The sequence below is a fragment of the Nocardioides seonyuensis genome, from assembly GCF_004683965.1.
Taxonomy (GTDB): domain Bacteria; phylum Actinomycetota; class Actinomycetes; order Propionibacteriales; family Nocardioidaceae; genus Nocardioides; species Nocardioides seonyuensis.
Map to the genome: position 1 here is coordinate 3,398,239 of NZ_CP038436.1, position 24,466 is coordinate 3,422,704.

Consider the following 24,466-nt stretch of genomic DNA (forward strand, 5'->3'; position numbering starts at 1 on the left):
GTGCGTGGGTCCGTTCAGTGCACGAGCGAGGCGGGCGGACGGAAGCGGTCGTCGCGCGGGTGCGAGCGGGGCGGGCAGCCGCGGCCGCCTCCCCGGACAGCGACCACCGTCGCGACGGAGGCGAGGACGGACAGGACGAGGAGTGTCAGTAAGAAGGTCATGGCATTAAGTCTGCGTCCGTCGCTTTCCTGCCACGAGTGGCAGGAAAGACAACTATCGTTGACTTTCTGCCATCCGTCGGGCATCGTGACGGCATGACCCTCGACAACGTGGCCGCGCTGGTCTGGGACCAGGTCGCGCCCTTCGAGCTGGGTGTGGTGTGCGAGGCCTTCGGGATCGACCGGTCAGCGATGGACCTGCCGGTCATGGACTTCGCCGTCTGTGGCGTGGTGCCCGGGCGGATCGCCACCAGCACCGGCTTCGACCTGTTCGTGGAGCACGGCCTCGACCGGGTCGCCGAGGCGGACCTGGTCGTCGTACCCGCCATGAAGCGCGCCGACCGCGCGCCCGACGAGGCGCTCGAGGCACTGCGCGCTGCCGTCGACCGCGGCGCGCGGGTGATGTCGGTGTGCAGCGGAGCGTTCGCGCTGGGGGAGGCGGGCCTGCTCGACGGCCGCGAGTGCACGACGCACTGGATGTACACCGACGAGCTGGCGTCGAGGTTCCCGCGCGCGACGGTGATCCCGGAGGTCCTCTACGTCGACACCGGCCAGGTCATCACCAGCGCGGGGAGCGCAGCCGGGCTGGACGCCTCCCTCCACCTGTGGCGGATGGAGTACGGCGCCGCTGCCGCCAGCATGGTGGCCCGCCGCATGGTCGTCCCACCGCACCGTGAGGGTGGGCAGGCGCAGTTCATCGCCCGCCCCGTGCCGGTGTGCGACTCCGAGGCGCTGGCCCCGCTCCTGGAGTGGATCGGCAACCACCTCGGGGAGGAGCTCGACGTCGACACGCTGGCCCGCCAGATGCACATGTCTCCACGCACGTTCGCGCGCAGGTTCAAGGAAGAGACGGGAACCACGCCCTACAGCTGGATCCTGAACGAGCGCGTGCGTGCGGCCCAGGAGCTGCTCGAGCGCACCGACCACTCGATCGACTGGGTCGCCGGAGAGGTGGGCTTCGGCAATGCCGCCACGCTGCGACACCACTTCGGGCGCAAGAGCGGCGTGAGCCCCCAGGAGTACCGCCGGACCTTCCGGACGCCTGCATGAGCGTCCGCACCAGGTAGGTAGCCTTGCCTGCGTGAATGCCCAGCCATTGGCCGACCTGTCCCCCGACGACCTCGCAGCACTCCTGGACGAGAAGCGTGCGGCCTACGAGGACCTGAAGACGCGCGGCCTGAAGCTCGACCTCACGCGTGGCAAGCCGTCTGCCGAGCAGCTGGACCTCTCCGACGCGCTGCTGCGCCTGCCCTCGGGCACCCGGGACTCCTCGGGGACCGACGTGCGCAACTACGGTGGGCTCGCGGGGCTCACGGAGCTTCGCGCGATGTTCGCCGAGCTGCTCTGGGTGGAGCCGGAGCAGGTCGTCGCCGGCGGCAACTCCAGCCTGTCCATGATGCGTGACTGCCTGGTCGACCTGATGCTCTTCGGTGGTGTCGACTCCGAGCGCCCGTGGAGCCAGGAGGAGACCGTCCGCTTCGTGTGCCCCGTTCCCGGCTACGACCGTCACTTCACGCTGCTCGAGAGCCTGGGCGTGGAGATGCTCACCGTGCCCATGCGCAAGGACGGTCCCGACGCCGAGGCCGTGGCCGCGCTCGTGGCCGACGACCCCACCATCAAGGGGATGTGGGTGGTGCCGACCTACGCCAACCCGACCGGCGCAACAGTCAGCCAGGAGGTTGCTGCGCGGCTCGCAGCCATGCCTGCTGCGGCGCCGGACTTCAAGATCTTCTGGGACAACGCCTATGCGCTCCACCACCTGACCGAGGAGGAGGCCAAGAGTGCCGACATCCTCAGCCTGGCGGCCGCGGCCGGTCACCCGCACCGGCCGATCATGTTCGCCTCCACCTCCAAGATCACCTTCGCCGGCGCCGGGGTCGCGTTCCTCGCTGCCTCGACCGACAACGTGGCGTGGTACCTCGACCACCTCGGCAAGGGCTCCATCGGCCCCGACAAGGTCAACCAGCTGCGCCACGTGGAGTTCTTCGGGTCCGCGCGAGGAGTGCGCGACCACATGGTCCGGCACCGTGAGATCATCGCGCCGAAGTTCGCCGAGGTCGACCGCGTGCTGACCGAGCGACTGGGCGGCCTCGGGGTCGCGACGTGGAACAACCCGCAGGGCGGATACTTCGTCAACCTCGACGTCCTGCCCGGTACGGCGTCCCGCGTGGTCGAGCTGGCCGGGGAAGCAGGCGTCGCGCTGACCCCCGCCGGTTCGTCCTTCCCCCTCAAGCAGGACCCCGACGACACGAACATCCGGCTCGCGCCGACGATGCCGCCTCTGGACGAGGTCACCGAGGCGATGGAGGCGGTCGCGACCTGCGTGGTCCTTGCCGCGGCCGAGAAGCTCGCCGGGTGATGCCGTACGCCGGCTCGATCCACGCCACCCGAGGGGGGCACGCGTGAGAGTGGGACTGACCGGCGGCATCGCCTCGGGCAAGAGCACCGTGTCCGCGATGCTGGCCGAGCTCGGCGCCGTCGTCATCGACGCCGACCTGCTGGCACGCGAGGTGGTGGCCGCGGGGACCCCGGGCCTCGCCGCCGTCGTCGCCGAGTTCGGCGAGGACCTGCTCACGCCCGAGGGCGAGCTGGACCGGTCGGCCATGGCACGACTGGTCTTCGGTGACGAGAGTGCGCGCAAGAGGCTCGAGAGCATCGTCCACCCCCTCGTGTTCGAGCGCATCGTCGAGCTCGAGTCGAGCGCAGGCGAGCACGACGTCGTCGTCCACGACATCCCGCTGCTGGCCGAGAGCGGCCGCGCCGACACCTTCGACGCAGTCATCGTCGTGGACGCCCCCCAGACCCACCAGGTGGACCGGATGACCCGGGACCGGGGCATGGACCGCGCTGACGCTGAGGCGCGGATCGGGTCCCAGGCATCACGAGAGACGCGGCTGGCCGTGGCGACGCACGTGATCGACAACTCAGGCACTCCCGAGGAGCTGAGGGCCCGGGTGGAGGCGGTCTGGTCCGAGCTGCTGGAGCAGGCCTCGTGAGGCGCCTCGGGGCCGTCCTGGCCACACTCGTCCTGGCCGCCTGCACGACGCCCTCGGCGACCGACGAGCAGCCGGCGACGTCTCCCACCCCTTCCACCACGTCGGCGCCCTCGGAGGCCCCGACCACGACCGACCCCGAGTCCCCGACCTCGTGGGGGCCGACAACCGGGGAGGTGGAGGAGGCGCGTGACCTGGTGTCGCGCTGGACTCCTGAGCAGCTCGCCGGGGGAGTCATCGTCGGCCGGTTCCACGGCACCGACCCCTCGGTCCCGGCAGACATGGTCCGGGACCTCCACCTCGCCGGGGTGTCGGTCACCGGGGCCAACGTCGCCGACGAGGCCCAGGTGCGCTCCATGACAGCGGGACTCAGTGCCGCAGCAGCCGAGGACGGTCGCACGTTCCCACCCGTCATCGGCGTGGACCAGGAGGGCGGCTACGTCTCCCACCTGCGCGGCGTCGCCACCGAGTTCCCCCACTTCCAGTCGGCCGGGCTCGCTCTGCAGCAGGACCGCGCCGTGGGACGCAGGGCCACGCGGGAGGCCGCGGTGTGGACCGGGCTGGAGCTGCGGGAGCTGGGCTTCACCTGGGTCTTCGCGCCCGTCGCCGACGTCACGATCGGGGCCGCGGACCCCACGATCGGGGCGCGCTCCCCGTCCCTGGACCCGGGCGTTGCCGCGGACGCGATCGACGCGGCCGTGCGAGGCTACGACGCCGCCGGGATCGTCTCGACGACGAAGCACTTCCCGGGCCACGGCACGGCGACGAGCGACAGCCACGACACCCTCCCGGTCGTCGACGCGACGCTTGACCAGCTGCGTGAGCACGACCTGCCGCCCTTCGAGGCCGCCGTCACCGCGGGTGCGCCAGCAGTCATGCTGAGCCACCTCGACCTGACCAGCATCGCGCCCGGCGTGCCCGCCAGCATCGCTCCGGAGGTCTACGACCTGCTCCGCGACGACCTCGGGTTCGAGGGCGTGGCGATCACGGACTCCTTGGGCATGGGTGCACTCGGCGGGCAGCGCATGCCGGCCGTGCGCGCCCTGGCAGCCGGCGCAGACCTTCTGCTGATGCCGGTCGACACGCACGAGACCCATCGTCTGGTGTCCCGTGCCATCAGCTCCGGCGAGGTCTCACGGGACCGGGCAGAGGAGGCTGCGGCGCGGGTCGTTGCCGCGCAGCTGTGGCAGCAGCGCGTCGCCGAGGACCGGCCGGTCCCCGACGACGTGGCTGCTCGTGCCCAGGTGGCGGCGGACGCCTTGGAGTCGGCGGCCTACTGACGCGGTCAGGCCGCCAGGTCGGGGTCGCCGGCGCGGCGCAGCTTGTGCAGCGCTTCGCGCTCGAGCTGCCGCACGCGCTCGGCGGAGATCCCGTGCTTGGCGCCGATGTCGGCCAGCTTGTGCTGGCGTCCGTCGACCAGTCCGTAGCGTGAGCGGACGATGTCGGCAGAACGCTCGTCGAGGGTGTCGACGAGATCGTCGAGACGCTTGCGGGACTCGGCATCGAGGACCGTGAGATCAGGCCCAGGGGCCGTCTCCTGTGCCATCAGGTCACCCAGGGAGGTGTCGCCGTCCTCGTCGACCGGGGTGTCGAGCGAGACGTGCTCACGGCCCCAGTTCAGCAGGTCGAGGACGCGCTCCAACGGCATGTCGAGCTCGTCGGCGATCTCCTGGGGGTCGGGGGAGCGGCCGAGCTGGCGCTCGAGGGTGCGTCGGGCGCCACCCACCTGGTTGAGCTCCTCGACCACGTGGACGGGGAGCCTGACGACGCGCGCCTGCTGGGCGATGCCACGGGTGATGGCCTGTCGTACCCACCAGGTGGCATAGGTGGAGAACTTGTAGCCCTTGGCGTAGTCGAACTTCTCGACTGCGCGGATCAGGCCGGTGTTGCCCTCCTGGATGAGGTCCAGCATGGGCATCTGGGCGCGGCCGTACTTGCGGGCGATGGACACCACGAGGCGGAGGTTGGCCTCGATGAACCGGTCGACAGCCAGGCGCCCCTGCTCGGCGAGCCACTCGAGCTCCTCCTCGTTCGCGCGGCCGGGGGCGCCACCGCTGCGACGCCCGACTCGGCCGGTGTCGAGGAGGTGCTGGGCCATCAGGCCCGCCTCGATCGTCTTGGAGAGCTCGACCTCCGTCTCGGCGTCCAGCAGGGGCGTGCGAGCGATCTCGTCGAGGTAGAGGCCAACGCTGTCGCGCCCCTCGATCTCTCGAGAGGTGCTGGTGCGGGTTGCCTGTGCAGTGGTCATCGTCGTCCTCCTCCTCGTGCGGCCCGCCCCCGGTGCGAGCCGTACATCTGTCCAACGACCTGCACCGTCCTGCCATTCCCGGACGGTGAGGCCCTTCATCTCCTCTGACGAGTAACCGTTCTGAGGAGTTGCATCCCTCCTCAACTCTCAGGGACTTCTCAGGGGATGGGCGCGTGCGCCTCGGCGGGCCCCAGAATGCGCAAGGATGAGTCCCATGCAGGCGTACGTCGATCTCAACGCCGACCTGGGCGAGGAGGTCACGGACGACGCCGGCCTCCTTCAGGTGGTGACGAGCGCCAACGTCGCCTGCGGCTACCACGCAGGGTCGCGCGCGATCATGCGTGCCGTGTGTGCCGATGCCGTGCGGCACGGCGTGACGATCGGCGCGCAGGTCTCCTACCGGGACCGGGCCAACTTCGGTCGTGTGGAGCACGAGGTGAACCCCGTGGTGCTCGAGCGCCAGGTGGCCGAGCAGGTGGGTGCACTGGCCGAGGCCGCGCGTGCCGAAGGTGGATTCGTCGCCTACCTCAAGCCCCACGGTGCCCTCTACCACCGGGTCGCGTCCGACCCCGTGCAGGCGAGGGCGGTGCTGGCAGGCAGCGGCAAGCTGCCCGTGCTTGGCAGGCCCGGCTCCTTGTTGCTGAAGCTGGCAGCCGAGTCCGGGCGGAGCGTGCGCCACGAAGGATTCCCGGACCGGGCGCAGACGAGTGATGGCCACCTCGTGCCGCGGGACCAGCCGGGCGCCGTGCTGCAGGACTCCGCGGCGATCGCGGCGCGCGCCCTCGAGATGGCAGGTTCGCTGGACTCGGTGTGTGTCCACGGCGACACCCCGGATGCAGTGGCCCACGCCCGCGCTGTGAGGACGCTGCTGGAGGAGAACGGCTGGTCGCTGCGGAGCTGCTGGTTGTCCACAGCGAGCAATCCGTGATGTGGGCAACTGTGCAGAAACTGTGGATGGCTGCGCCTCTTCTGTGGAGCACCCTGTGGGACCAAGGGAATGTTCTCTGAAAGCCTTGCTCTCATGGCCCCCCAGGGCATAGAACTCTCCTACCGATTCCGTTCGCGGGGTCGGGGATCACATCAGCTGGTTGCTCCACCCGGCGAGCTTGCTCGCCGCGCTGGCCCGGTGACGGGGACGGCGGGAGTCCTTCCACGATGCGGTCGATCGGACGTCACCTTCCCGATCACACCTGAGGGGCTCCTGATGCTCATACCATCGGGAGCCCCTCACCCATTGCAGGATGTGCCGTGCGCCTGGTGACCGTCGGAGACGAAGCCGTCCTCGTCGAGGTGGGCGATCCGTCGACCGCCGCGGCGCTCGCGGCCTGGGCGCGCGCCGGGGGCGTCGCGGCCGTCGAGGTCGTCCCGGCCGCGACGACGGTGCTCCTCGACGGCGTCGACCCCGAGCTCGTGCGCCAAGAGCTGGCGGCCTGGTCGGGTGGGGGAGCGGTGCCCTCCGGGCCGCTCGTCACCATCCCCGTCAGCTACGACGGCCCCGAGCTCGGATTCGTGGCCGAGTGGTGGCGATGCTCGGAGGACGAGGTCGTGCGGCGGCACACGTCCGTCGAGCTGGTCTCGGTGTTCTGCGGCTTCGCGCCGGGCTTCGCCTACCTGGCCGGGCTCCCCACGAGCTGGGCCGTGCCCCGGCTCGAGTCGCCGCGCTCGCGGGTCCCTGCCGGTGCGGTGGCCCTGGCGGACACCTGGTCGGCGGTCTACCCGCGCGCCGCACCCGGTGGCTGGAGGCTCATCGGGACGACCGCGCTCGAGCTGTGGGACCCACACCGTGACCCTCCCGCCCTGCTCGCGCCAGGGACTCGCGTCAGGTTCGAGGCGTCATGAGCATCGAGGTGGTCGATCCGGGGCCGCTGACCACGATCCAGGACCTGGGCCGGGTCGGTCTCGCCCATCTGGGGGTGCCCCGGGCTGGAGCAGCCGATCGCGGTTCTGCCGACCTCGCCAACCGTCTGGTGGGCAACCCTGCCGAGGCTGCGGTGCTGGAGACGACCATGGGGGGCGTCACCCTCCGGCCCCTGCGGGCGGTCACGCTGGCCGTCACCGGCGCCACGTGCGAGGTGCGGTGTGGAGGTCGGGCTGCTGCCCACGGCCTTCCGCTCACGGTCCCGGCCGGCACCGTCGTGGAGGTGGGGCCCGCATCCCAGGGGGTGCGCTCGTACGTCGCGTTCGCCGGAGGCCTCGCGGTCGAGCCGGTCCTCGGCTCGCGCTCGACGGACACGCTGGCGTGGGTGGGTCCGCCTCCGCTCGCGGCGGGTCAGCGGCTGCCGGTGGGTGTCCCGGCATCTGCGCCGGCGCCGGTGGACGCTGCACCCTCGACACAGCACCCACGAGTGCTCACCCTGGTTCGTGGTCCTCGTGCTGACTGGGTGGACGATGACGCCTGGCGCGCGCTCGACGGGTCCGTCTTCTCGGTCGGGGCGGCCTCCGACCGTGTCGGGCTGCGCCTGGAGGGCCCTGTCGTACGACGAGCGACCTCACGGGAGCTCGCCAGCGAGGGGATGGTGCTGGGTGCCGTGCAGCTGCCCCCCTCCGGGCAGCCGATCGTGTTCCTGGCCGACCATCCGACGACGGGCGGCTACCCCGTCATCGGTCTCGTGGGTCGCAGGCAGCTCGACGCCTGTGCCCAGTGGCGCCCCGGCGAGCAGGTCACGGTGCGGGTGGATCGGTCGCTGCCTCCTGACCCTCGTCGCTAGCGACCGGGGCCGGCCGACTCAGCATCGGGTCGTCGACGGGGAAGGACCTCACCGGGCCGGGCCCGGACGAGGCAGTCTCGAAGCGCACCGTCACGACCCCCTTGCCAGAGCCCCAGACCCAGCCCGGACCGAGCTCCTCGTGCATCACGTCGATCCCCGGGGACCACGTCCGTCGCGGGGCATCGGGCAGGACGAGGACCTCCTCCCGCTCGTTCTCCACCTCTCCGAACAGGTCGTCCTGGACCCAGTCAGCGAGGCCGGAGACCCCGACGCCGAGCAGGCGCACGCCGCCTGTGGTGTCCAGGTCGGCGAGCAGCGAGCGTGCCACCCGTCCCACCGTGGCTCCGTTGTCGGTCGGGCTCGGGAGCGTGCTCGAGCGGCTGAGCGTGGTGAAGTCGTGCAGCCGCACCTTGATGCTCACCGTGCGGCCGGAGAGCCCATGCCTGCGCAGGCGCGCGCCCACCTGGTTGGCCTGGCGTGTCAGCAGGCCCTCCATCAGGCGGCGGTCGGTCAGGTCGGTGTCGTAGGTGCCCTCGACGCTCACCGACTTCGCCTCCCGCTCGGCGACGACAGGGCGGTCGTCCTGGGCGCGGGCCAGTCGCCAGAGGCCGTGCCCCTGGGCCTTCCCGAGCAACCTCACGAGCTCGTCCTCGCTCACCTGCTCCAGGTCGTGCACGACGTGGATCCCCGCACGACGCAGGCGCTCCCTCGTGGCCGGGCCGACACCCGGGATCACCGAGACCGACATCGGACGCAGGAGGTCGAGCTCGTCGCCAGGAGCGACGACGGTGAGTCCGTCGGGCTTGTCGAGCTCGCTGGCGACCTTGGCCATGAACTTGGACGACGCGATGCCCACGGTGGCGGTCAGGCCGCCCGTCACCTCGCAGACCCGCCTCCGCAGCTCCTCGCCGAACGCGGTCACCGACGCGATGTCGAGGCCCCCGAGGGCGGCAGCGACCTCCAGGTCGACGAATGCCTCGTCCAAGGACAGGGGCTCGACCAGGGGCGAGACTTCTCGGAGCAGGCCCATGACGAGACGACTCGTCTCCCGGTAGGCGTCGAACCGCCCCGACAGGAAGGCCGCATGAGGACAGCGTGCCCGCGCCTCGCGGGTGGACATCGCCGAGTGGACCCCGAAGGCCCGGGCCTCGTAGGACGCCGTGGCCACGACGCCCCGACCGCTCGTGCCACCGACGACGACCGGCTTGCCCCGCAGGGAGGGCTTGTCGCGCTGCTCGACCGAGGCGAAGAAGGCGTCCAGGTCGAGGTGGAGGACCGAGGCTGAGCCCCGCATCAGCGCCCGTCCCTGGTCATCCCACCATTCTCCCACCCGCAGCTGCGGCCACTGAGGGTCCACAGGCGGCGCGCCGTCGGCCTTCTCCACAGGGCCAGGCTCCATCGGTCGCCCGATGCCCGCCTCGCCGGGCAGCGTCCTGCCCATGAACTCGAATCCCTTTCCCGCCCATGACCAGCAGCACGAGAGCCGGACCGGCCCGGGACCGCTCGTGGTGAAGCGACCCGAGGACCTCCTCGCGTTCGTGCCCCTCGCAATCGGCTTCACCCCCGAGCGCTCGGTCGTGATGCTCACCTTCGACGGTCGCGGCAGCTCGTTCCACGCCCGCGTGGACCTGCCAGCCGAGATCGACGACGTGGACGACCTCGTCGAGACCCTGCTCGCCCCCGCGCGGCGTCACCGAGTCTCCTCGGTCATCTTCGTCATCTACGACGACGACACCGTCGTCGCCGACGAGAGCGCCTGGTCCCTGCACGAGTCCTTCGGAGCTGCGGGCATCGCCGTCACCGACGTGCTGCGGGCCCACGAGGGGATGTGGTTCGCGGTGCTTCCGGGGCGGCCGCGGGAGCACTACGCAGGTGTGAGCTTCGACGTCTCGACACACCCGTTCACGGCGCGGGGCGTGTTCGAGGGCAGGGTCACCCACCGCTCGCGCGAAGACCTGCGGGCATCGCTGGCCCCCAGGCCCGATGAGGTGGAGGAGACGGTCGCTGCGTTGTGCACGGCGGCACCGCTTCCCGAGAGCGAGGTCCGTGCCCTGGTCCTGGGCGCCCTGCACGGCGACCCGCTCGCGGCGCCCGACCTTGCGCGCCTGGCCCTGGCCCTGGCGTCGCCCTCCGCGCGGGACGAGGCCTGGTCCTGGCTGACACGGTCGCAGGCCCGTGCCGCAGCGGACCTGTGGTCCGACGTCGTGCGTCGCGTCCCGACAACCCACGTGGCGGCTCCTGCCGCGGTCCTTGCCATGGCGGCCTGGTTGGCAGGGGAGGGCGCGCTCGCGTGGTGTGCCGTCGACAGGTGCCGCGAGGTCGAGCCGCAGCACTCCCTGGCCACCCTGGTGGCCGGCCTGCTCGAGTCGGCGGCGTCCCCGGAGGTCTGGCACGAGCTCCGTCCCGACCCAGCGGCCTGAGGTGGACCAGGGCCCCCCAGCGTCGCCGCTGCGTGGTCGCGACCGTCCCGCCGGCTCGCAGTCGTGGCTAGTCTGCTGACATGGGCGAAGAGGTGGAGCAGCAGGAGTTCTCCCGGACCGACCGCACGCGCCACCGCGAGAAGGTCCGTCGCAACCTCGACGTCTTCGCCCGGATGCTGCGCGAGGCCCGATTCGACACCGATGACCCGATGACCGGTCTCGAGGTCGAGCTCAACCTCGTCGACGACGCCGGTGACCCAGCCCTGAAGAACTCAGAGGTGCTCGAAGCCATCGCGGACCCCGACTTCCAGACCGAGCTCGGGCAGTTCAACATCGAGATCAACGTCGCCCCTGCCAGGCTGCGCGAGGGTGGCCTCGCCACCTTCCACGACAGCCTGCGTCGTTCCCTCAACAACGCCGAGGAGAAGTCGGCACCCCTCGGCGCGCACCAGGTGATGATCGGGATCCTCCCCACGCTCGGCGAGCAGCACATGGGCATCGGTGCCATCAGCGCCAACCCCCGCTACAAGCTGCTGTCCGAGCAGATCCTCAGGGTGCGCGGAGAGGACATCACGATCAACATCGCAGGTCGCGAGCGCCTCTCCACCACGGCTGACTCGATCCTGCCGGAAGCGGCCTGCACCAGCACCCAGTTCCACGTGCAGACCTCGCCCGACCAGTTCGCCGCCTACTGGAACGCCGCCCAGGCCATCGCGGGCGTCCAGCTGGCGGTGGCCGCCAACTCGCCCTACCTGTTCGGCAAGGAGCTCTGGCGCGAGACCCGCATCCCTCTGTTCGAGCAGGCGACCGACACTCGGAGCGAGGAGCTGAAGGCCCAGGGAGTGCGTCCCCGTGTGTGGTTCGGCGAGCGGTGGATCACGTCGGTCTTCGACCTCTTCGAGGAGAACGTCCGCTACTTCCCGGCGCTGCTGCCGATCACCGACGACGAGGATCCACTCGAGGTGCTGGAGTCCGGGGGAACCCCCCACCTGCACGAGCTGCGCCTCCACAACGGCACGATCTACCGGTGGAACCGCCCGGTCTACGACATCGCCCACGGGGTGCCGCACCTGCGTGTCGAGAACCGCCTCCTGGCCGCGGGACCGACCGTGGCCGACACCATCGCCAATGCCGCGTTCTGGTGGGGTCTGGTCCGCCACCTGGCCGAGAGCGAGCGACCTCTGTGGTCCCAGATGTCCTTCTCGGCTGCTGAGGAGAACTTCCACGTCGCGGCCCGGATGGGGTTCGACTCGCTCGTCTACTGGCCGGGCCTGGGGCAGGTGCGGGCCAGCGAGCTCGTGCTACGACGGCTGCTCCCGATGGCCTACGAGGGCTTGGACCAGTGGGGGGTCCCACCGGAGCAGCGCGACCACTTCCTGGGCATCATCGAGCAGCGCTGTCTCGCCGCGACCGGCGGGGCAGAGTGGTTCGTGCGCCGCATGGGGGCACGAGCCGACGAGCAGCGTGAGGACGCGCTCCGGGCCACGCTGCTCGACTACTGCGACCGCATGCACACCAACGAGCCGGTTCACACCTGGGACTGAGTCGCGGCATCCCGCCGGCTGCGGTGCCGACGAAGTCGCCGCCACTCACGACGGACCTCCGTCTCCGGGTCGAACCAGCCATGGCGCGTCACCACGACCATGCCGAGCGACGTGCCGGTCGCGGCAGCGGCCCAGCGAACGGCGCTCGCCCACGCCACGTCACCGTCGTGGGTGCTGAGCGCGCCCGGGCGTGTCAGCCACGCGCACGGGCGTGGCGTCATGGCCTGTGCGCGCTGCAGCAGGGCGAGTGCGAGGTCAGCCCGGAGCCCGGCGTCGATCGGGTTTCGCGGATCCTCCGCGTGCCAGCTGCTCCGCCCGGGCACTCCGACGTGCAGCGTGAAGGGGAAGTGGCGTCGTCGTTCGCCCTCCTTGAGGTCGAGCACGGCCGCGCGCAGGGTCTGGTGGGTGAAGCGGTCGATGGGCGCGTGCAGGGCCATCCGGCAAGCGTGCCGGATGACTCGCTCGAGTTGTGTGGTCTCCACAGGCTGCCGCGGACGTGCCGGATCCGTTACGGTGCCAGCAGGGTCGCGGCAAGGGCGCCGCACCGTGAGAGGAGAGCCCCATGGGCACTGTCGTCGTCGGATTCGTTCCCAAGCCTGAAGGTGAGGCTGCACTCACCACGGCCATCAGCGAGGCCAAGCTGCGTGGCTGCAAGCTGGTCGTGGTCAACTCCCACCGAGGTGGCCAGGAGTTCGACCGGTCCAAGGCACAGGCCGCCGAGGAGGAGCTGTCCAGCGTGCGCGCCCAGCTCGACGAGTCCGGACTGGAGTACGACATCCGCCAGCTCGTGCGCGGGTTCGAGCCGGCCGAGGACCTCATCAGCATCGCCGAGGCGAACTCGGCCGAGCTGCTGGTGATCGGCCTGCGCCGGCGTTCGCCGGTGGGGAAGCTCATCCTCGGCAGCAACGCGCAGCGGGTCCTGCTCGACGCGCACTGCCCGGTCATGGCGGTCAAGGCCGACTGAGTCGTGCCGATCCGCATCACCGGCGACCCAGCCGCAGACAAGATCCTCGAGGAGTCCCCGTTCGCACTGCTCGCCGGGATGATGCTGGACCAGCAGTACCCCATGGAGCACGCGTTCCGCGGCCCGGCGAAGGTCGTCGACCGCTTCGGCACGTTCGACCCTGCTGCGATCGCTGCGGCTGACCCCGAGGAGTTCGCCGCCATGGCGGCGACGACGCCTGCCATCCACCGCTTCCCGGGCTCCATGTCAGCCAGGCTCCAGGAGCTGGCTCGGCTGGTCGAGGAGACCTACGACGGTGATGCCTCACGGATCTGGTCGGAGGCCGTGGACGGACGCGATCTCCTCAAGCGGGTGATGGCGCTGCCGGGCTTCGGCAAGCAGAAGGCGCAGATCTTCGTCGCCCTCCTCGCCAAGCAGCTGGGCGTCCGCGTCGCGGGTTGGCAGGAGGTCGTCGGTGACTACGCGCTCGACGGCCATCGCTCGGTCGCCGACGTCGTGGACGCCGAGTCGCTGCAGAAGGTCCGCGACTACAAGCAGCAGGCGAAGGCTGCCGCCAAGGTCCGGCCCGCGGACCACTGATCGGGCCAACGGCACCTCTGCCGACGAGTGGTGTGCAGCGGCGTGGCACAATGACGACGCGGCTCTTGACGTTAGCGGGTCTTGCCGCGCCCCAAAGCCGCTTGACGAGAGGTGTTCGTGACCCCCGCACGGAAGTTGCTCCCTGCCGAGGTGCTGTCGCACCCGTCCATCGTGGCTCTCATCGAGCGAGGCACCCCTACCGGAAGCATCACCCCCGACGAGGTCCGCCTCGCGAGTGACGAGGCGGGGGTGGAGCCTCGTCATCTCAAGGCACTGCTGGTGCACCTGAGCGGCGTGGGCATCTCGGTCCACGTCGACGCGTCCGCGTCGCGGGCGGTCGCAGCCACCAGCACCCGCAAGTCGACCACTGCCGCAGCCAAGAAGGCCCCGGCCAAGAAGGCCGCAGCCGCCAAGGCCCCGGCGAAGAAGGCTGCCGCCAAGAAGGCCCCGGCCAAGAAGGCCGCCGCCAAGAAGGTCGACGACGCGACCGATGCCGCGGTCGAGGCACCGGTCGTCGGACCCGACGGCAAGAAGGTCCTGCCCGACATCCCCGACGAGAAGTTCGAGGCCGACGTCAAGGCGGACCCGACGATCAAGGAGGACGAGAAGCAGGCCTTCACCGTCTCGGCGGCCGACGAGACCGACGAGCCCGAGCAGCAGGTCATGGTCGCCGGAGCGACCGCCGACCCCGTCAAGGACTACCTCAAGCAGATCGGCAAGGTCCCGCTCCTCAACGCCGAGATGGAGGTCGAGCTGGCCAAGCGCATCGAGGCCGGCCTGTTCTCCGAGGAGAAGCTCGCCAAGGGCGGTCGCATCAGCGCCAAGATGCTCGAGGAGCTCGAGTGGATCGCCGAGGACGGTCGCCGGGCCAAGAACCACCTGCTCGAGGCCAACCTGCGTCTGGTGGTCTCCCTGGCCAAGCGCTACACCGGTCGCGGCATGCTGTTCCTCGACCTCATCCAGGAGGGCAACCTCGGCCTCATCCGTGCGGTCGAGAAGTTCGACTACACCAAGGGCTACAAGTTCTCGACCTACGCGACGTGGTGGATCCGTCAGGCCATCACCCGCGCCATGGCCGACCAGGCGCGGACCATCCGCATCCCGGTCCACATGGTCGAGGTCATCAACAAGCTCGCGCGCGTCCAGCGGCAGATGCTTCAGGACCTCGGTCGCGAGCCCACTCCCGAAGAGCTCGCCAAGGAGCTCGACATGACCCCGGAGAAGGTCGTCGAGGTCCAGAAGTACGGCCGCGAGCCGATCTCCCTCCACACGCCTCTCGGCGAGGACGGCGACTCCGAGTTCGGTGACCTCATCGAGGACTCCGAGGCGATCGTCCCGGCGGATGCCGTCAGCTTCACGCTGCTCCAGGAGCAGCTGCACGCCGTCCTCGACACCCTCTCGGAGCGTGAGGCAGGCGTGGTGAGCATGCGGTTCGGGCTCACTGACGGCCAGCCCAAGACCTTGGACGAGATCGGCAAGGTCTACGGGGTGACCCGGGAGCGGATCCGCCAGATCGAGTCCAAGACGATGTCGAAGCTGCGCCACCCGAGCCGGTCGCAGGTCCTGCGCGACTACCTGGACTGACGCCTCCGATGCGTGCCGCGGCCGTCCTGCTCTGTGCAGGGCTGGCCGCGGCGGCATGTTCGGGGCAGGAGGTTGCATCCCCCGACCAGGAGCCTCCGGTCGAGGTCGAGGTCGAGCGGTCCGAGGGTCCGAGCGACCCCGGGTCCGCGGCCGTCGCACCGACCGCGCCGCCCCCACCCGGCCTGTCGCCAGCGGACTTCGAGACCCGCTCCGCCATGGCGGTCGTACGCCATCTGGCAGGCAGGATCGGGCCGCGCCACGCAACCAGTGAGTCCTACCGGCGCGCAGCCGACTGGACGGCTGGGAGGTTCGAGGAGCTCGGGTTCGTCGTACGACGCCAGCCCGTGGACGTGCCCGGGGGAGTGTCGTGGGGGGTTCCGGTCCCGGCGGGTCGCTCCGCGAACGTGATCGCGGCCCCGCCGTCCTTCCGGCCCGGCCGTCCGCACCTGGTCCTCGGTGCCCACCTCGACACAGTCCCCCAGGCGCCAGGCGCCGAGGACAACGCCTCGGGCGTCGCAGTCCTGCTTGCCGCCGCCGAGGCGGTGGCGCAGCGCCGGACCCGCCTGCCGGTGGTCTTCGTGGCATTCGGGGCCGAGGAGCCCCGCGGCGAGACGGACGCCGACCACCACTACGGGTCGCGCGCCTACGTCTCGGTGTTGTCCCCCCGCGCGCGCAGGGCGGTGCGGGGGATGGTGTCCCTCGACCGGGTGGGCGTGGGAAGCACCGTGCCCGTCGGGCCCGCCCTCGACGGTCCTGACGCGCTGGCAGACGAGCTCGTGCGCGCGGCTCGCCTCGCCCGGGTGCCGGTGACCCGCGAGGTCGACAGGTCCAGCGACCACTGGCAGTTCGTGAGGGCGGGACTGCCCGGGGTGCGCCTGGGGAGCACGCCGTACGCCGGCTACCACTCCGCGCAGGACGTCCCGGGCGTCGTCGTACCGGAGCAGCTGGAGCGCACCGGCCGGCTCGTCCTCGCGTGGCTAGCGCCGTGACCCGAGACCTGCGAGCACGCGGCGGGCGGTGGCTCCCCTCACACGACGCGGGGTGAAGGTGGAGTCCATCCGGTAGGGGACGTAGTCCACCTCGACGATCCGGGGGCCCTCGAGCGTCGCCGTCAGGACCACTCCCTCCATGGTCTCGGGCATGAAGTCCATGTCGAACACGAAGTTGCCCAAGGAGTGTGCGATCACCGCTCCCTGGTGCCGGTCCACGCGCTGGACCCAATGGGGGTGACCACCCACCACGAGGTCCGCGCCAGCCTCGACCAGCCGTCTCCCGACCATCGTCTGGACCGGACCCGGCTCCCGTGTGTACTGCTGGCCCCAGTGCGGCATCACCACGGTCACGTCGACGCGGCGGGAGAGGCGGCGTACGGCGCGCAGCACCCGCCGCAGCTCCTCGCGGTCGAGGGGACCGGTACGGGGCGGCATGGAGACCGACAAGGCCCCCGGTCCACCCGGTGCCGCCTCGGGAGTCTCGCCGATCGCGTTGAAGCCGAGGAACCCCACCCGCACCCCGTCCTGCTCCAGGATCGCGGGTCGGGCAGCTTCCTCGAGGTCCCGGCCGGCGCCGAACGCGACGAGCCTGCTGCGCTCGAGCGCCGCGACGGTGTCGACGAGTGCAGTGTCGCCGTAGTCGCCGACGTGGTTGTTCGCCAGCGACACGGCGTCGAGGCCCGCATCGACCAGGCCTGCAAGGACACCGGGGTCGGCTGCGAACGAGTCGTCGCCCGGCTGCCGAGGCGCGCCGCGGCGGGACAGGGTGCTCTCGAGGTTCCCCACGGCGAAGTCCGCCCGCCGGAGCATCGGCCGTAAGTGGCGCAGCGTCGAGGCGGGGTCGGCGTTGGCCGTGGCCACCCCGCGGCCGAGCATGATGTCGCCCACCACCACGAGCTTCAGGCGCGGGGGCGCGGGGGCAGCGGCATCTGGGACGGACGTGGGGGTGGGAGTGGCGTCGGTGGTCGAACGCTCGTCCTCGGGGCGGGGAGCGGGGCTCGGCGTCGGGGACCCCGCGCAGGCCAGCGTGCCGCCGGCGAGGAGCAGGGACACCAGGACGTGCCGGAGACGGATCGCCATCCCCGGAGTCTCACACAGGGGACCGTGGGCATACCTCGACTGATTCAGGGCACCGTGCCCTCATGAAGAGCTCAAGGATCCTCGGCGCCCTGACGACGACCGTCCTCGCACTCGGCACGTTCGTCGCCCCGGCAGAGGCGGACTACTACACCATCGCGGACCCCGACAAGCGGGTGCCGTCGCTGACGGACATCACGGGGATCACTGCACGCCACGGCAGCGAGAACCTCACGGTCAAGGTGCGCTTCGTCGACGTCCGCCGCACCAGTGTCGCGGGGATGAGCATCTTCATCGACTCCGACCGCACCCGCAAGGGACCCGAGCTGGTCCTCGGGACGGGCCTGGGTGACGGCACCGACTACGCACTGACGCGCGCACGCGGCTGGAAGCGGGCAGGCGCGCGCGTCGACTGCGACTACGACCTCCAGATCAAGTGGGGCCAGGAGCGGGCCAGGGCGCGTGTTTCTCGTGACTGCTTCGACCGCGCGGGGCTCGTGCGGGTGTCGGTGAAGATGACCGACGTCTCGGACGGGTCGCACCCGGTCATCGACTGGGCTCCGGAGGCTCGCCGCTGGAGCCTGAACATCCAGGCCGAGGAGCGTCTGACCGAGGCGAGGACCGTCACGCGGTGACGAAGACCCCGACGAGCCAGGTCATGGCGGCCAGCAGCGCCGCGACCAGCTCGATCAGGATCGACATGCCGACCGCACGGATGGCTGCCCTCGTCGAGGGCCAGGCGAGCGCAGCACCCACGCGGCGGCGTTCAGCCAGGTAGACACCCGCGAGGAAGCCGAGCAGCAGCCCGACGACGGGAACCACGAAGAACCCGACGAACCCAAGGGCGGCCCCGGCGGCGAGGGTGGACCCCGGCACGCCCGAGGACTTGAGGCGACGGCCCGGCACGAGGTACTTCACGACCGTGCCGCACACGACCAAGGTCGTCGCCACGGCGAAGACGGTCCATGCCCGCGACGAGCCCACCTCCATCGCCCACACCAAGATGGCGCCGACGACCAGGAGACTGCCGGGCAGGACCGGCACCACGATCCCGACGATGCCGACGGCGATCACCAGGGCGAGGAGAACTTCGGTGGCGCTCACGGGGACACCTTGGCACGTGCGGGGGAGCCCCACGCACACGGCGGCCCCGGACGCGAGGTCCGGGGCCGCCGTGAAACTGGTCGGGAGGGTCAGCCCTCGTCGGGCGCTGCGGCAGTGGTCGGCTCCAGCTTGTGGGTCTCGTCCAGCACGTGTGCGGCGACCTCACGGAGCTTCTCGCCGTGCTCGCGGGCGTGGTGGGCACAGAAGAGGAGCTCGCCGCCGGACTGGAGCTCGACTCGCAGGTAGGCCTGCGCGCCGCAACGGTCACAGCGATCGCCTGCCGTCAGGGCGGCAGGCCGGGGTGCGGTGGCAGTAGTCACTTCAGCCTCGTTTCTCATCATCGGTGTCTGGCCCAACGTAGCCACCGGGGCAAAGATTCCCGGGGGCCGACCTCGAACCTTGACCGAACCATCCAATCACGGACCGACTCACCATGTCGGGGTAGTGCCCAACCTCGCGAGTTCCATTCTCCTAGCAGTGAAACGACCAACTCGTGGAAACGTGATGCCGACCACGCTAGTACCGCGACCGACGCGTTCGCCGCAGGCGTGCCCTGCACGCTCCGATGGCGTGTCGCGGGTAGATTCGGTGGCTCCAGAACCGTCGCGAGACGACAGCCCCGAGCATGACAGGACCTCCGTGGCAGCACCGGCAGACAACACCTACAACGCAGCGCACCTCCTCGTCCTCGAGGGGTTGGAGGCGGTGCGCAAGCGGCCGGGGATGTACATCGGCTCCACCGACACCAGGGGGCTGATGCACTGCCTCTGGGAGATCATCGACAACGGCGTCGACGAGGCGCTCGCCGATCACGCCCACCGGGTCGAGGTGACACTGCACCCCGACGGCTCGGTCGAGGTCCACGACGACGGACGCGGCATCCCGACCGACAAGGAGCCGAAGACCGGCCTGCCCGGGGTCGAGGTCGTGGCGACCAAGCTCCACGCGGGCGGAAAGTTCGGCGGCGGCTCCTACGTCGCGACGGGTGGCCTGCACGGGGTGGGTCTCTCGGTGGTCAACGCGCTCTCCTCGCGCATGGACATCGACGTGGACCGGGCCCCCTCCCAGCAGGGGCTCTCCTTCCAGCGAGGGGTCCCCGGTGTCTTCGACGGCGACGGGCCGAAGGCGTCCTTCACCCCCCGTTCGGGACTGACCCGCAAGGGAAAGCGTGTCGCCAAGGGCAGGACCGGCACCCGCATCCGCTTCTGGCCCGACACCCAGATCTTCACCAAGGACGCGGTGTTCGAGCTCGAGGGACTGCTGGGTCGCGCCAGGCAGACGTCCTACATCGTCCCGGGCCTCGAGATCGTCATCCGCGACCAGCGCGAGCACGCCGAGCGCAGTGGTCCCCTCGAGGAGAAGTTCCGCCACGACGGTGGCATCGCCGAGTTCGTCGACTACCTCTCCCACGGTGAGCCGGTCACCGACATCCTGCGCCTGCAGGGGTCTGACACGTTCACCGAGACCGTGCCCCTGCTCGACGACAAGGGGCACATGACACCCCAGGAGATCGAGCGCGAGCTCTCCGTCGACGTGGCGGTGCGCTGGGACGCCGGCTACGACACCGAGGTCCGGTCGTTCGTCAACGTGATCGCCACCCCCAAGGGTGGCACCCACGTGAGCGGGTTCGAGGCTGCCCTCACCAAGACCTTCAACGACGTGATGCGACAGGCCAAGGTGCTCAAGGCCGCCGACGCCGACGTGGTCAAGGACGACGTCCTCGAGGGCCTCACCGCTGTCGTCACCGTCCGCCTGGCCGAGCCCCAGTTCGAGGGCCAGACCAAGGAGATCCTGGGCACCCCGGCCGCGCGCAGCGTCGTACGCAAGGTGGTCGCAGGCGAGCTCAAGAGCTTCCTGACCTCGACCAAGCGCGCCGAGAAGGCCCAGGCGCGCCAACTGATGGAGAAGGTCGTGGGCGCCTCCAAGACGCGTCTGGCCGCCCGCCAGCACAAGGAGAACCAGCGCCGCAAGACAGCCCTGGAGTCCTCGGCCCTGCCCGCGAAGCTCGCCGACTGCCGTTCCAGCGACAACGAGAGGACCGAGCTCTTCATCGTCGAGGGTGACTCCGCGCTCGGCACCGCCAAGCGGGCCCGCAACTCCGAGCACCAGGCGCTGCTGCCCATCCGCGGCAAGATCCTCAACGTGCAGAAGGCCTCGGTCGGCGACATGCTGAAGAACGCCGAGTGCGCCTCGATCATCCAGGTCGTCGGCGCTGGCTCGGGTCGCACCTTCGACCTCGATGCTGCGCGCTACGGCCGCATCATCTTCATGGCCGACGCCGACTCCGACGGCGCCCACATCCGCTGTCTGCTGGCGACCTTGTTCTTCAAGTACATGCCCGAGCTGATCAAGGAGGGCCGGGTGTTCACCGCGGTGCCCCCGTTGCACCGCATCGAGCTGACCAACCCCAAGAAGGGGATGGACAAGTACGTCTACACCTACTCCGACGACGAGCTGCAGCGAAGGCTGGCGGAGCTGAAGAAGAAGAGCATGCGCTGGAAGGACCCTGTCCAGCGCTACAAGGGCCTGGGCGAGATGGACGCCGACCAGCTGGCCGAGACCACCATGGACCCCCGCCACCGCACGCTGCGTCGCCTGACCTTCGACGACGCCGAGTCCGCCTCGAGGGTCTTCGAGCTCCTCATGGGCAGCGACGTCGCGCCTCGCAAGGAGTTCATCGTGCAAGGGGCCTACGAGGTCGACGTGGAGTCGCTGGACGCCTAGCGGGGTGACACCTAGCCCGCGGCACGGTGCGCGGCCAGCGTGGCCACCAGGGATCCCACCAGGACGACGCCGAGGGCCACGAGGCCGACCGCGACGGCGGCCCGCCAGGGGCCGGCGAGCGCGATGACCACGGCGACCACCCCGAGGCCCACCGTGCCGAGTGCGGTACGACGCGCCCACGGCAACGCTGCGCGGTGGCCGGTGCGCCAGGCGTCCTCGGAGGCGAGGGTGCGACCGGTGCGCAGTCCCACGAAGTGGTTCTTGGCGAGGGAGCCCGCGGCGGCACGGTCGGTGACCCACCAGACGAGGGGTCCGAGCACGGCCGCGAGGACACCGACGACTATCGCGCCGACCTGGTCCTCGGTCATGCTCAGACGAGGTGCTCGAGGAGGCCGGTGTCGACGTCGTAGATGAACCCGCCGACCTCGACGCCCTCAGGGATGAGCGGGTGCGCCTGGACCTTGTGGACGTCGTCGGCGAGCGCGGCGCGCTGGTCGGCGACCATGCCGAAGGTCTGCCACGAGACGTCCTGGCCGGCGGACGCGCTGACCTTCTCCCGCACCTGCTCGAGCGTCGACGAGGCCATCGCGCAGCGGGTGTGGGGCACCACCAGGATGCGACTGACGTTGAGGAGGTGGACCCCGAGCACCAGGGCCTCCAGGGCCTGGTCGGTGACGCGGCCCCCGGGGTTGCGGAAGATCTTCGCGTCGCCGTGCTTCAGGCCGAGCATGGCGAGTGGATCGATGCGGGAGTCCATGCACGTGACGATGGCGACGCCGGCACGGGCGATCCCGTCGAACCCGGCGACGTCGACCGAGGCGGCATAGTCGCGGTTGGCACTGAGCAGGTCGTCGAAGGCTGCGTTGGTCACGACCTGTAGGTTAGCGGCACTCACACCGCGGCCTTCACCGTGTCCAACGCGGGGAGTCGCGACGGCCCTGCGGACCGGAACAGCACGAGGGCGAGCACGGCCGCCACGACGGCACAACCGGCAGCCCCCCAGAAGACGGCGTGCTCCTGCGCGATTCCTGCGACTCGCAGCAGGTCGGAGAACTCCTTGCACCTGCTGCGCCCGTCACAGACGTCCTGGACGGGCGGGATGACGCGTTGCTCTGCGTAGTAGCGACGCAGACCGATGGTGGTGAGTGCCGAGATGCCGACGAGCATCCCGACCATGCGGCTGACCACGACGAAGGCGCTCGCGACCCCGTGGACCGCGTCGTCGGTGAACTCCAGGAGCGCGGCGTTGACCGGGGCGAGGGCCAGGCCGAACCCGAGGCCACCCACGAGGAGGGCCACGTTGGCGACGGGCTCCTCGATCGTCGTGAGTCCCCACCTCGTCATCAGGACGAAGCCGGCTGCTGCCATGAGCATGCCGACGGCGGTGACCGGGCCGGGCGCGAAGCGACGGATCAGGTAACCGCCGAGGACGGCCCCGACGGGCAGTGCGATGAGGAATCGCACGAGCACCAGGGCGGCAGACAGCTGGGAGTCGGGGTAGACGGTGGTCCGCGCGAAGAGCGGGATGTCGATGAGTGCGGCGATCAGGGCGGCCCCGATGAAGAAGCTGACCAGCAGGGCACCCCAGGCGGGGGTGCGGCGCAGCGCCTCGCGCGGGAGGAGGGGGTTCGCGGCCCGACGCAGGTGCCACACGAACCCGACCGCCCCGATCGCGCCCCCGAGGAGGTACCAGCGGCCCTGGGCGGAGAAGACCTCGATCTTGGGGTCGGCGGTGGAGAAGGCCAGGATCACCCCTCCCAGCGCCACCGCCAGGAGCAGCGCCCCGACCAGGTCGGCCTCACGCAGGTGCGCCAGCCAGCTGCGGAGGTCGACCAGCGGACGCGGACCGAACCAGCACTGCGCGAGCAGGAGCACGAGGGCGACGATTGCGGTGGTGCCCACGGGGGTGAGCCAGCGACCGTCCCCGGCGTAGGGGATGAACAGCTGGCCCCAGGTGAGGTCGCGGAGCAAGGGCGGCGGTCGGAGCATGGTCACCCCGCCGGAGACCAGGGTGAGGGCCAGCAGCAGGCCGCCGGGGAGCAGGTGCAGGCGGCTGCGCTCGTGCCGGGGTCCAGGAGTGGAGTCGTCAACCCGGCGGATGGCGGCCGCCAGGACCAGACCGACGGCGAGGTTGATGGCGAAGATCGCTCGCCAGTCCGCCACGGACAGCACCAGCGCGCCGAACAGCGGCCCCACGACGGAGCCCAGCTCCTGCACGGCCGAGACGATGCCGAGGGGGACGCCACGACGCTCCGCGGGATAGAGGTCTGCGACGAGCGCCAGCGTGGCCGGCACCAGGCCGCCACCGCCGACCCCTTGGAGGAACCGGCCGACCACGATGCTGGGCATGTCGTAGGCGAGCGTCGTGACGAGGGAGCCGACGGCGAAGAGCGTCAGAGCCATGACCAGGACGGGAACCCGCCCACGCAGGTCTGCGATGCGACCGATCAACGGCAGCATCGCGACGTAGCCCAGCAGGAAGCCGCTGACGATCGGGGCGGCACGCTGGAGCTGGTCGATCGGCACCCCGACGCTGGTCATCATGTCCGGAAGTGCCAGCACGACCACGTAGGTGTCCGCCGCAGCGAAGGCGACCGCGACCGAGGCGAGCGCCAGGAGCAACCGGGAGGACCGCACCTCGCCGCGTTCGGTCACGGTGCGGTGATGTCCTTCTCGGTGCCGTAGCCGGAGAACTCCACGGTGTAGGTCATCTCCTCGGACTTGGCGTAGAAGACGCCGGAGAGGTCGGCCTTGCGCAGCTCGCCCTCATCGGTCACCTGCCACTCCACCTCGAAGGTGTCGCCGGCGGCCGAGGGGATGACGTCCGCCATGGCGTCGCCGGGGACGGTGCCGGTGTAGGTGGTGAGGACCTCGGAGTTGTCGGCCCCGCCGCGGACGCTCTCGCCCTTGGTGGGCTCCTCGGTGAGGTCGAGGAGTGCAGGGAAGCCGGTCGAAGGGTCGATCAGTCGCGCGGGGTCGGGTGCGCCGTAGTCGGTGGGGTCGACCTTGTTCCACCCCGGGGTGAAGGGGATCTGGGCGTAGACCGTGTCGTCGATCGCCACGACGGGGACGTCCACGCTCTGCCCGGAGAGGACCACGGTGATGGTGCCCTCGAACGCGGGAGCCGAGGTGGCCACGCCGGCGGCCTTGGTGATGCCCGTGACGCCGTCGGGGAGGTTGCGGGTCGAGAGGTCCAGCTGCAGCCCAGTGGTCTCGCTGAGGTTGGTGGCGGCCTCCGCGAGCACCTCCTCCGGGCTCTGCTCCGCGACCTCGCTGGATGCGTCGTCGCCCGAGCAGGCGGCGAGGGAGGGGACGAGGAGGAGAGCGGCGGCCAGGGCACCGAGGGTGCGGAGGCGTGGGGCAGTCATGCG

The 24,466-nt window shown here is 70.6% G+C and carries 26 protein-coding genes; 15 read left to right on the top strand and 11 right to left on the bottom strand.

Going from position 1 to position 24,466, the window contains the following annotated elements; all coding sequences use genetic code 11:
* Window positions 1-14 precede the first annotated feature (14 nt).
* Window positions 15-161 carry a hypothetical protein gene (locus EXE58_RS19575; RefSeq protein ID WP_167288972.1) on the bottom strand — a complete coding sequence of 49 codons (147 nt, stop codon included), beginning with the start codon at window positions 159-161 and terminating at the stop codon, window positions 15-17.
* A gap of 93 nt (window positions 162-254) precedes the next feature.
* On the opposite strand from EXE58_RS19575, the gene EXE58_RS16470 reads away from it, so the two are divergent.
* The 4 genes from EXE58_RS16470 to EXE58_RS16485 are packed head-to-tail and all read left to right on the top strand — an operon-like array spanning window position 255 to window position 4,431.
* A complete protein-coding gene (locus EXE58_RS16470; RefSeq protein WP_135268863.1) occupies window positions 255-1,208 on the top strand; it encodes a helix-turn-helix domain-containing protein in 954 nt (317 codons plus the stop codon).
* 31 nt (window positions 1,209-1,239) lie between these two features.
* Entirely contained in the window at window positions 1,240-2,517 is a 1,278-nt protein-coding gene (locus tag EXE58_RS16475) for an aspartate aminotransferase type Ic (RefSeq protein ID WP_135268864.1), read from the top strand.
* 43 nt (window positions 2,518-2,560) lie between these two features.
* Entirely contained in the window at window positions 2,561-3,154 is a 594-nt protein-coding gene (gene coaE / locus EXE58_RS16480) for a dephospho-CoA kinase (protein WP_135268865.1), read from the top strand.
* Window positions 3,151-4,431: a glycoside hydrolase family 3 N-terminal domain-containing protein gene (locus EXE58_RS16485; protein ID WP_244242273.1), complete on the top strand. Its 1,281-nt coding sequence runs from the start codon at window positions 3,151-3,153 to the stop codon at window positions 4,429-4,431. Before coaE ends, EXE58_RS16485 begins: the two co-directional genes overlap by 4 nt.
* Before the next feature lie 5 nt (window positions 4,432-4,436).
* Here EXE58_RS16485 and EXE58_RS16490 read toward each other — a convergent pair whose 3' ends face one another.
* Window positions 4,437-5,399, bottom strand: a complete 963-nt coding sequence (locus EXE58_RS16490) for a sigma-70 family RNA polymerase sigma factor (RefSeq protein ID WP_135268867.1) — start codon at window positions 5,397-5,399, stop codon at window positions 4,437-4,439.
* A gap of 214 nt (window positions 5,400-5,613) precedes the next feature.
* Between EXE58_RS16490 and EXE58_RS16495 the strand changes: the two genes are divergently transcribed.
* The 3 genes from EXE58_RS16495 to EXE58_RS16505 all read left to right on the top strand — a co-directional run bounded on the left by EXE58_RS16495 (window position 5,614) and on the right by EXE58_RS16505 (window position 8,107).
* Window positions 5,614-6,327 carry a 5-oxoprolinase subunit PxpA gene (locus tag EXE58_RS16495; protein WP_244242274.1) on the top strand — a complete coding sequence of 238 codons (714 nt, stop codon included), beginning with the start codon at window positions 5,614-5,616 and terminating at the stop codon, window positions 6,325-6,327.
* Between the two features lie 320 nt (window positions 6,328-6,647).
* The gene (locus EXE58_RS16500) at window positions 6,648-7,238 is read left to right on the top strand and encodes a 5-oxoprolinase subunit B family protein (protein WP_135268869.1); all 591 of its coding nucleotides are present in this window, start codon (window positions 6,648-6,650) and stop codon (window positions 7,236-7,238) included.
* On the top strand, window positions 7,235-8,107 hold the full coding sequence (locus EXE58_RS16505; protein ID WP_135268870.1) for a 5-oxoprolinase subunit C family protein: 873 nt from the start codon (window positions 7,235-7,237) through the stop codon (window positions 8,105-8,107). Before EXE58_RS16500 ends, EXE58_RS16505 begins: the two co-directional genes overlap by 4 nt.
* Here the strand turns inward: EXE58_RS16505 and EXE58_RS16510 are convergent.
* Window positions 8,061-9,401 carry a DNA polymerase IV gene (locus tag EXE58_RS16510; RefSeq protein WP_135268871.1) on the bottom strand — a complete coding sequence of 447 codons (1,341 nt, stop codon included), beginning with the start codon at window positions 9,399-9,401 and terminating at the stop codon, window positions 8,061-8,063. The genes EXE58_RS16505 and EXE58_RS16510 overlap by 47 nt on opposite strands.
* A 145-nt stretch (window positions 9,402-9,546) precedes the next feature.
* On the opposite strand from EXE58_RS16510, the gene EXE58_RS16515 reads away from it, so the two are divergent.
* Window positions 9,547-10,527, top strand: coding sequence for a DUF4192 domain-containing protein (locus EXE58_RS16515; protein ID WP_167288974.1), 981 nt, complete (start codon window positions 9,547-9,549; stop codon window positions 10,525-10,527).
* A gap of 80 nt (window positions 10,528-10,607) precedes the next feature.
* Window positions 10,608-12,071 (top strand): glutamate-cysteine ligase family protein, encoded by a 1,464-nt coding sequence (locus EXE58_RS16520; protein WP_135268873.1) that lies wholly within the window; start codon window positions 10,608-10,610, stop codon window positions 12,069-12,071.
* On the opposite strand, the gene EXE58_RS16525 is transcribed toward EXE58_RS16520, so the two are convergent.
* Entirely contained in the window at window positions 12,056-12,508 is a 453-nt protein-coding gene (locus tag EXE58_RS16525) for a hypothetical protein (RefSeq protein ID WP_135268874.1), read from the bottom strand. The genes EXE58_RS16520 and EXE58_RS16525 overlap by 16 nt on opposite strands.
* Window positions 12,509-12,633: 125 nt before the next feature.
* Between EXE58_RS16525 and EXE58_RS16530 the strand changes: the two genes are divergently transcribed.
* From EXE58_RS16530 to EXE58_RS16545, 4 genes are all read left to right on the top strand, one after another.
* Window positions 12,634-13,035, top strand: coding sequence for a universal stress protein (locus tag EXE58_RS16530; protein WP_135268875.1), 402 nt, complete (start codon window positions 12,634-12,636; stop codon window positions 13,033-13,035).
* Between the two features lie 3 nt (window positions 13,036-13,038).
* A complete protein-coding gene (locus EXE58_RS16535) occupies window positions 13,039-13,614 on the top strand; it encodes an HhH-GPD-type base excision DNA repair protein (protein WP_135268876.1) in 576 nt (191 codons plus the stop codon).
* Between the two features lie 117 nt (window positions 13,615-13,731).
* Complete coding sequence (locus EXE58_RS16540) at window positions 13,732-15,198, top strand: RNA polymerase sigma factor (protein WP_425271660.1); 1,467 nt, start codon at window positions 13,732-13,734, stop codon at window positions 15,196-15,198.
* 8 nt (window positions 15,199-15,206) lie between these two features.
* Entirely contained in the window at window positions 15,207-16,187 is a 981-nt protein-coding gene (locus EXE58_RS16545; protein WP_135268878.1) for a M28 family metallopeptidase, read from the top strand.
* Here EXE58_RS16545 and EXE58_RS16550 read toward each other — a convergent pair.
* Window positions 16,176-17,270: a CapA family protein gene (locus tag EXE58_RS16550; RefSeq protein WP_135268879.1), complete on the bottom strand. Its 1,095-nt coding sequence runs from the start codon at window positions 17,268-17,270 to the stop codon at window positions 16,176-16,178. The genes EXE58_RS16545 and EXE58_RS16550 overlap by 12 nt on opposite strands.
* Before the next feature lie 62 nt (window positions 17,271-17,332).
* Here EXE58_RS16550 and EXE58_RS16555 point away from each other — a divergent pair, with 62 nt between their 5' ends.
* On the top strand, window positions 17,333-17,902 hold the full coding sequence (locus EXE58_RS16555; RefSeq protein ID WP_135268880.1) for a hypothetical protein: 570 nt from the start codon (window positions 17,333-17,335) through the stop codon (window positions 17,900-17,902).
* Here EXE58_RS16555 and EXE58_RS16560 read toward each other — a convergent pair.
* Together EXE58_RS16560 and EXE58_RS16565 are read right to left on the bottom strand one after the other, a co-directional pair.
* Window positions 17,892-18,371, bottom strand: coding sequence for a DUF456 domain-containing protein (locus tag EXE58_RS16560; RefSeq protein ID WP_135268881.1), 480 nt, complete (start codon window positions 18,369-18,371; stop codon window positions 17,892-17,894). The genes EXE58_RS16555 and EXE58_RS16560 overlap by 11 nt on opposite strands.
* A gap of 89 nt (window positions 18,372-18,460) precedes the next feature.
* On the bottom strand, window positions 18,461-18,712 hold the full coding sequence (locus tag EXE58_RS16565; RefSeq protein ID WP_135268882.1) for a DUF7455 domain-containing protein: 252 nt from the start codon (window positions 18,710-18,712) through the stop codon (window positions 18,461-18,463).
* Between the two features lie 298 nt (window positions 18,713-19,010).
* On the opposite strand from EXE58_RS16565, the gene EXE58_RS16570 reads away from it, so the two are divergent.
* Window positions 19,011-21,095: a DNA gyrase/topoisomerase IV subunit B gene (locus tag EXE58_RS16570; protein ID WP_244242275.1), complete on the top strand. Its 2,085-nt coding sequence runs from the start codon at window positions 19,011-19,013 to the stop codon at window positions 21,093-21,095.
* 11 nt (window positions 21,096-21,106) lie between these two features.
* On the opposite strand, the gene EXE58_RS16575 is transcribed toward EXE58_RS16570, so the two are convergent.
* The 4 genes from EXE58_RS16575 to EXE58_RS16590 are packed head-to-tail and all read right to left on the bottom strand — an operon-like array spanning window position 21,107 to window position 24,463.
* A complete protein-coding gene (locus EXE58_RS16575; RefSeq protein WP_135268884.1) occupies window positions 21,107-21,463 on the bottom strand; it encodes an SdpI family protein in 357 nt (118 codons plus the stop codon).
* A gap of 2 nt (window positions 21,464-21,465) precedes the next feature.
* Window positions 21,466-21,966, bottom strand: a complete 501-nt coding sequence (locus EXE58_RS16580) for a beta-class carbonic anhydrase (RefSeq protein WP_135268885.1) — start codon at window positions 21,964-21,966, stop codon at window positions 21,466-21,468.
* Between the two features lie 20 nt (window positions 21,967-21,986).
* Window positions 21,987-23,750, bottom strand: a complete 1,764-nt coding sequence (locus EXE58_RS16585; protein ID WP_244242276.1) for an MFS transporter — start codon at window positions 23,748-23,750, stop codon at window positions 21,987-21,989.
* Window positions 23,747-24,463 (bottom strand): LppX_LprAFG lipoprotein, encoded by a 717-nt coding sequence (locus tag EXE58_RS16590; RefSeq protein WP_135268886.1) that lies wholly within the window; start codon window positions 24,461-24,463, stop codon window positions 23,747-23,749. The genes EXE58_RS16585 and EXE58_RS16590 overlap by 4 nt, the downstream gene beginning before the upstream one ends.
* Between the last annotated feature and the right edge of the window lie 3 nt (window positions 24,464-24,466).

What these genes read in the sequence shown, in the direction of transcription:
- EXE58_RS19575 (WP_167288972.1), bottom strand. Translation starts at nt 161, where the DNA reads ATGACCTTCTTACTGACACTCCTCGTCCTGTCCGTCCTCGCCTCCGTC.
- EXE58_RS16470 (WP_135268863.1), top strand. Translation starts at nt 255, where the DNA reads ATGACCCTCGACAACGTGGCCGCGCTGGTCTGGGACCAGGTCGCGCCC.
- EXE58_RS16490 (WP_135268867.1), bottom strand. Translation starts at nt 5,399, where the DNA reads ATGACCACTGCACAGGCAACCCGCACCAGCACCTCTCGAGAGATCGAG.
- EXE58_RS16495 (WP_244242274.1), top strand. Translation starts at nt 5,614, where the DNA reads ATGCAGGCGTACGTCGATCTCAACGCCGACCTGGGCGAGGAGGTCACG.
- EXE58_RS16505 (WP_135268870.1), top strand. Translation starts at nt 7,235, where the DNA reads ATGAGCATCGAGGTGGTCGATCCGGGGCCGCTGACCACGATCCAGGAC.
- EXE58_RS16510 (WP_135268871.1), bottom strand. Translation starts at nt 9,401, where the DNA reads ATGCGGGGCTCAGCCTCGGTCCTCCACCTCGACCTGGACGCCTTCTTC.
- EXE58_RS16515 (WP_167288974.1), top strand. Translation starts at nt 9,547, where the DNA reads ATGAACTCGAATCCCTTTCCCGCCCATGACCAGCAGCACGAGAGCCGG.
- EXE58_RS16520 (WP_135268873.1), top strand. Translation starts at nt 10,608, where the DNA reads ATGGGCGAAGAGGTGGAGCAGCAGGAGTTCTCCCGGACCGACCGCACG.
- EXE58_RS16525 (WP_135268874.1), bottom strand. Translation starts at nt 12,508, where the DNA reads ATGGCCCTGCACGCGCCCATCGACCGCTTCACCCACCAGACCCTGCGC.
- EXE58_RS16530 (WP_135268875.1), top strand. Translation starts at nt 12,634, where the DNA reads ATGGGCACTGTCGTCGTCGGATTCGTTCCCAAGCCTGAAGGTGAGGCT.
- EXE58_RS16545 (WP_135268878.1), top strand. Translation starts at nt 15,207, where the DNA reads ATGCGTGCCGCGGCCGTCCTGCTCTGTGCAGGGCTGGCCGCGGCGGCA.
- EXE58_RS16550 (WP_135268879.1), bottom strand. Translation starts at nt 17,270, where the DNA reads ATGGCGATCCGTCTCCGGCACGTCCTGGTGTCCCTGCTCCTCGCCGGC.
- EXE58_RS16555 (WP_135268880.1), top strand. Translation starts at nt 17,333, where the DNA reads ATGAAGAGCTCAAGGATCCTCGGCGCCCTGACGACGACCGTCCTCGCA.
- EXE58_RS16565 (WP_135268882.1), bottom strand. Translation starts at nt 18,712, where the DNA reads ATGATGAGAAACGAGGCTGAAGTGACTACTGCCACCGCACCCCGGCCT.
- EXE58_RS16575 (WP_135268884.1), bottom strand. Translation starts at nt 21,463, where the DNA reads ATGACCGAGGACCAGGTCGGCGCGATAGTCGTCGGTGTCCTCGCGGCC.
- EXE58_RS16590 (WP_135268886.1), bottom strand. Translation starts at nt 24,463, where the DNA reads ATGACTGCCCCACGCCTCCGCACCCTCGGTGCCCTGGCCGCCGCTCTC.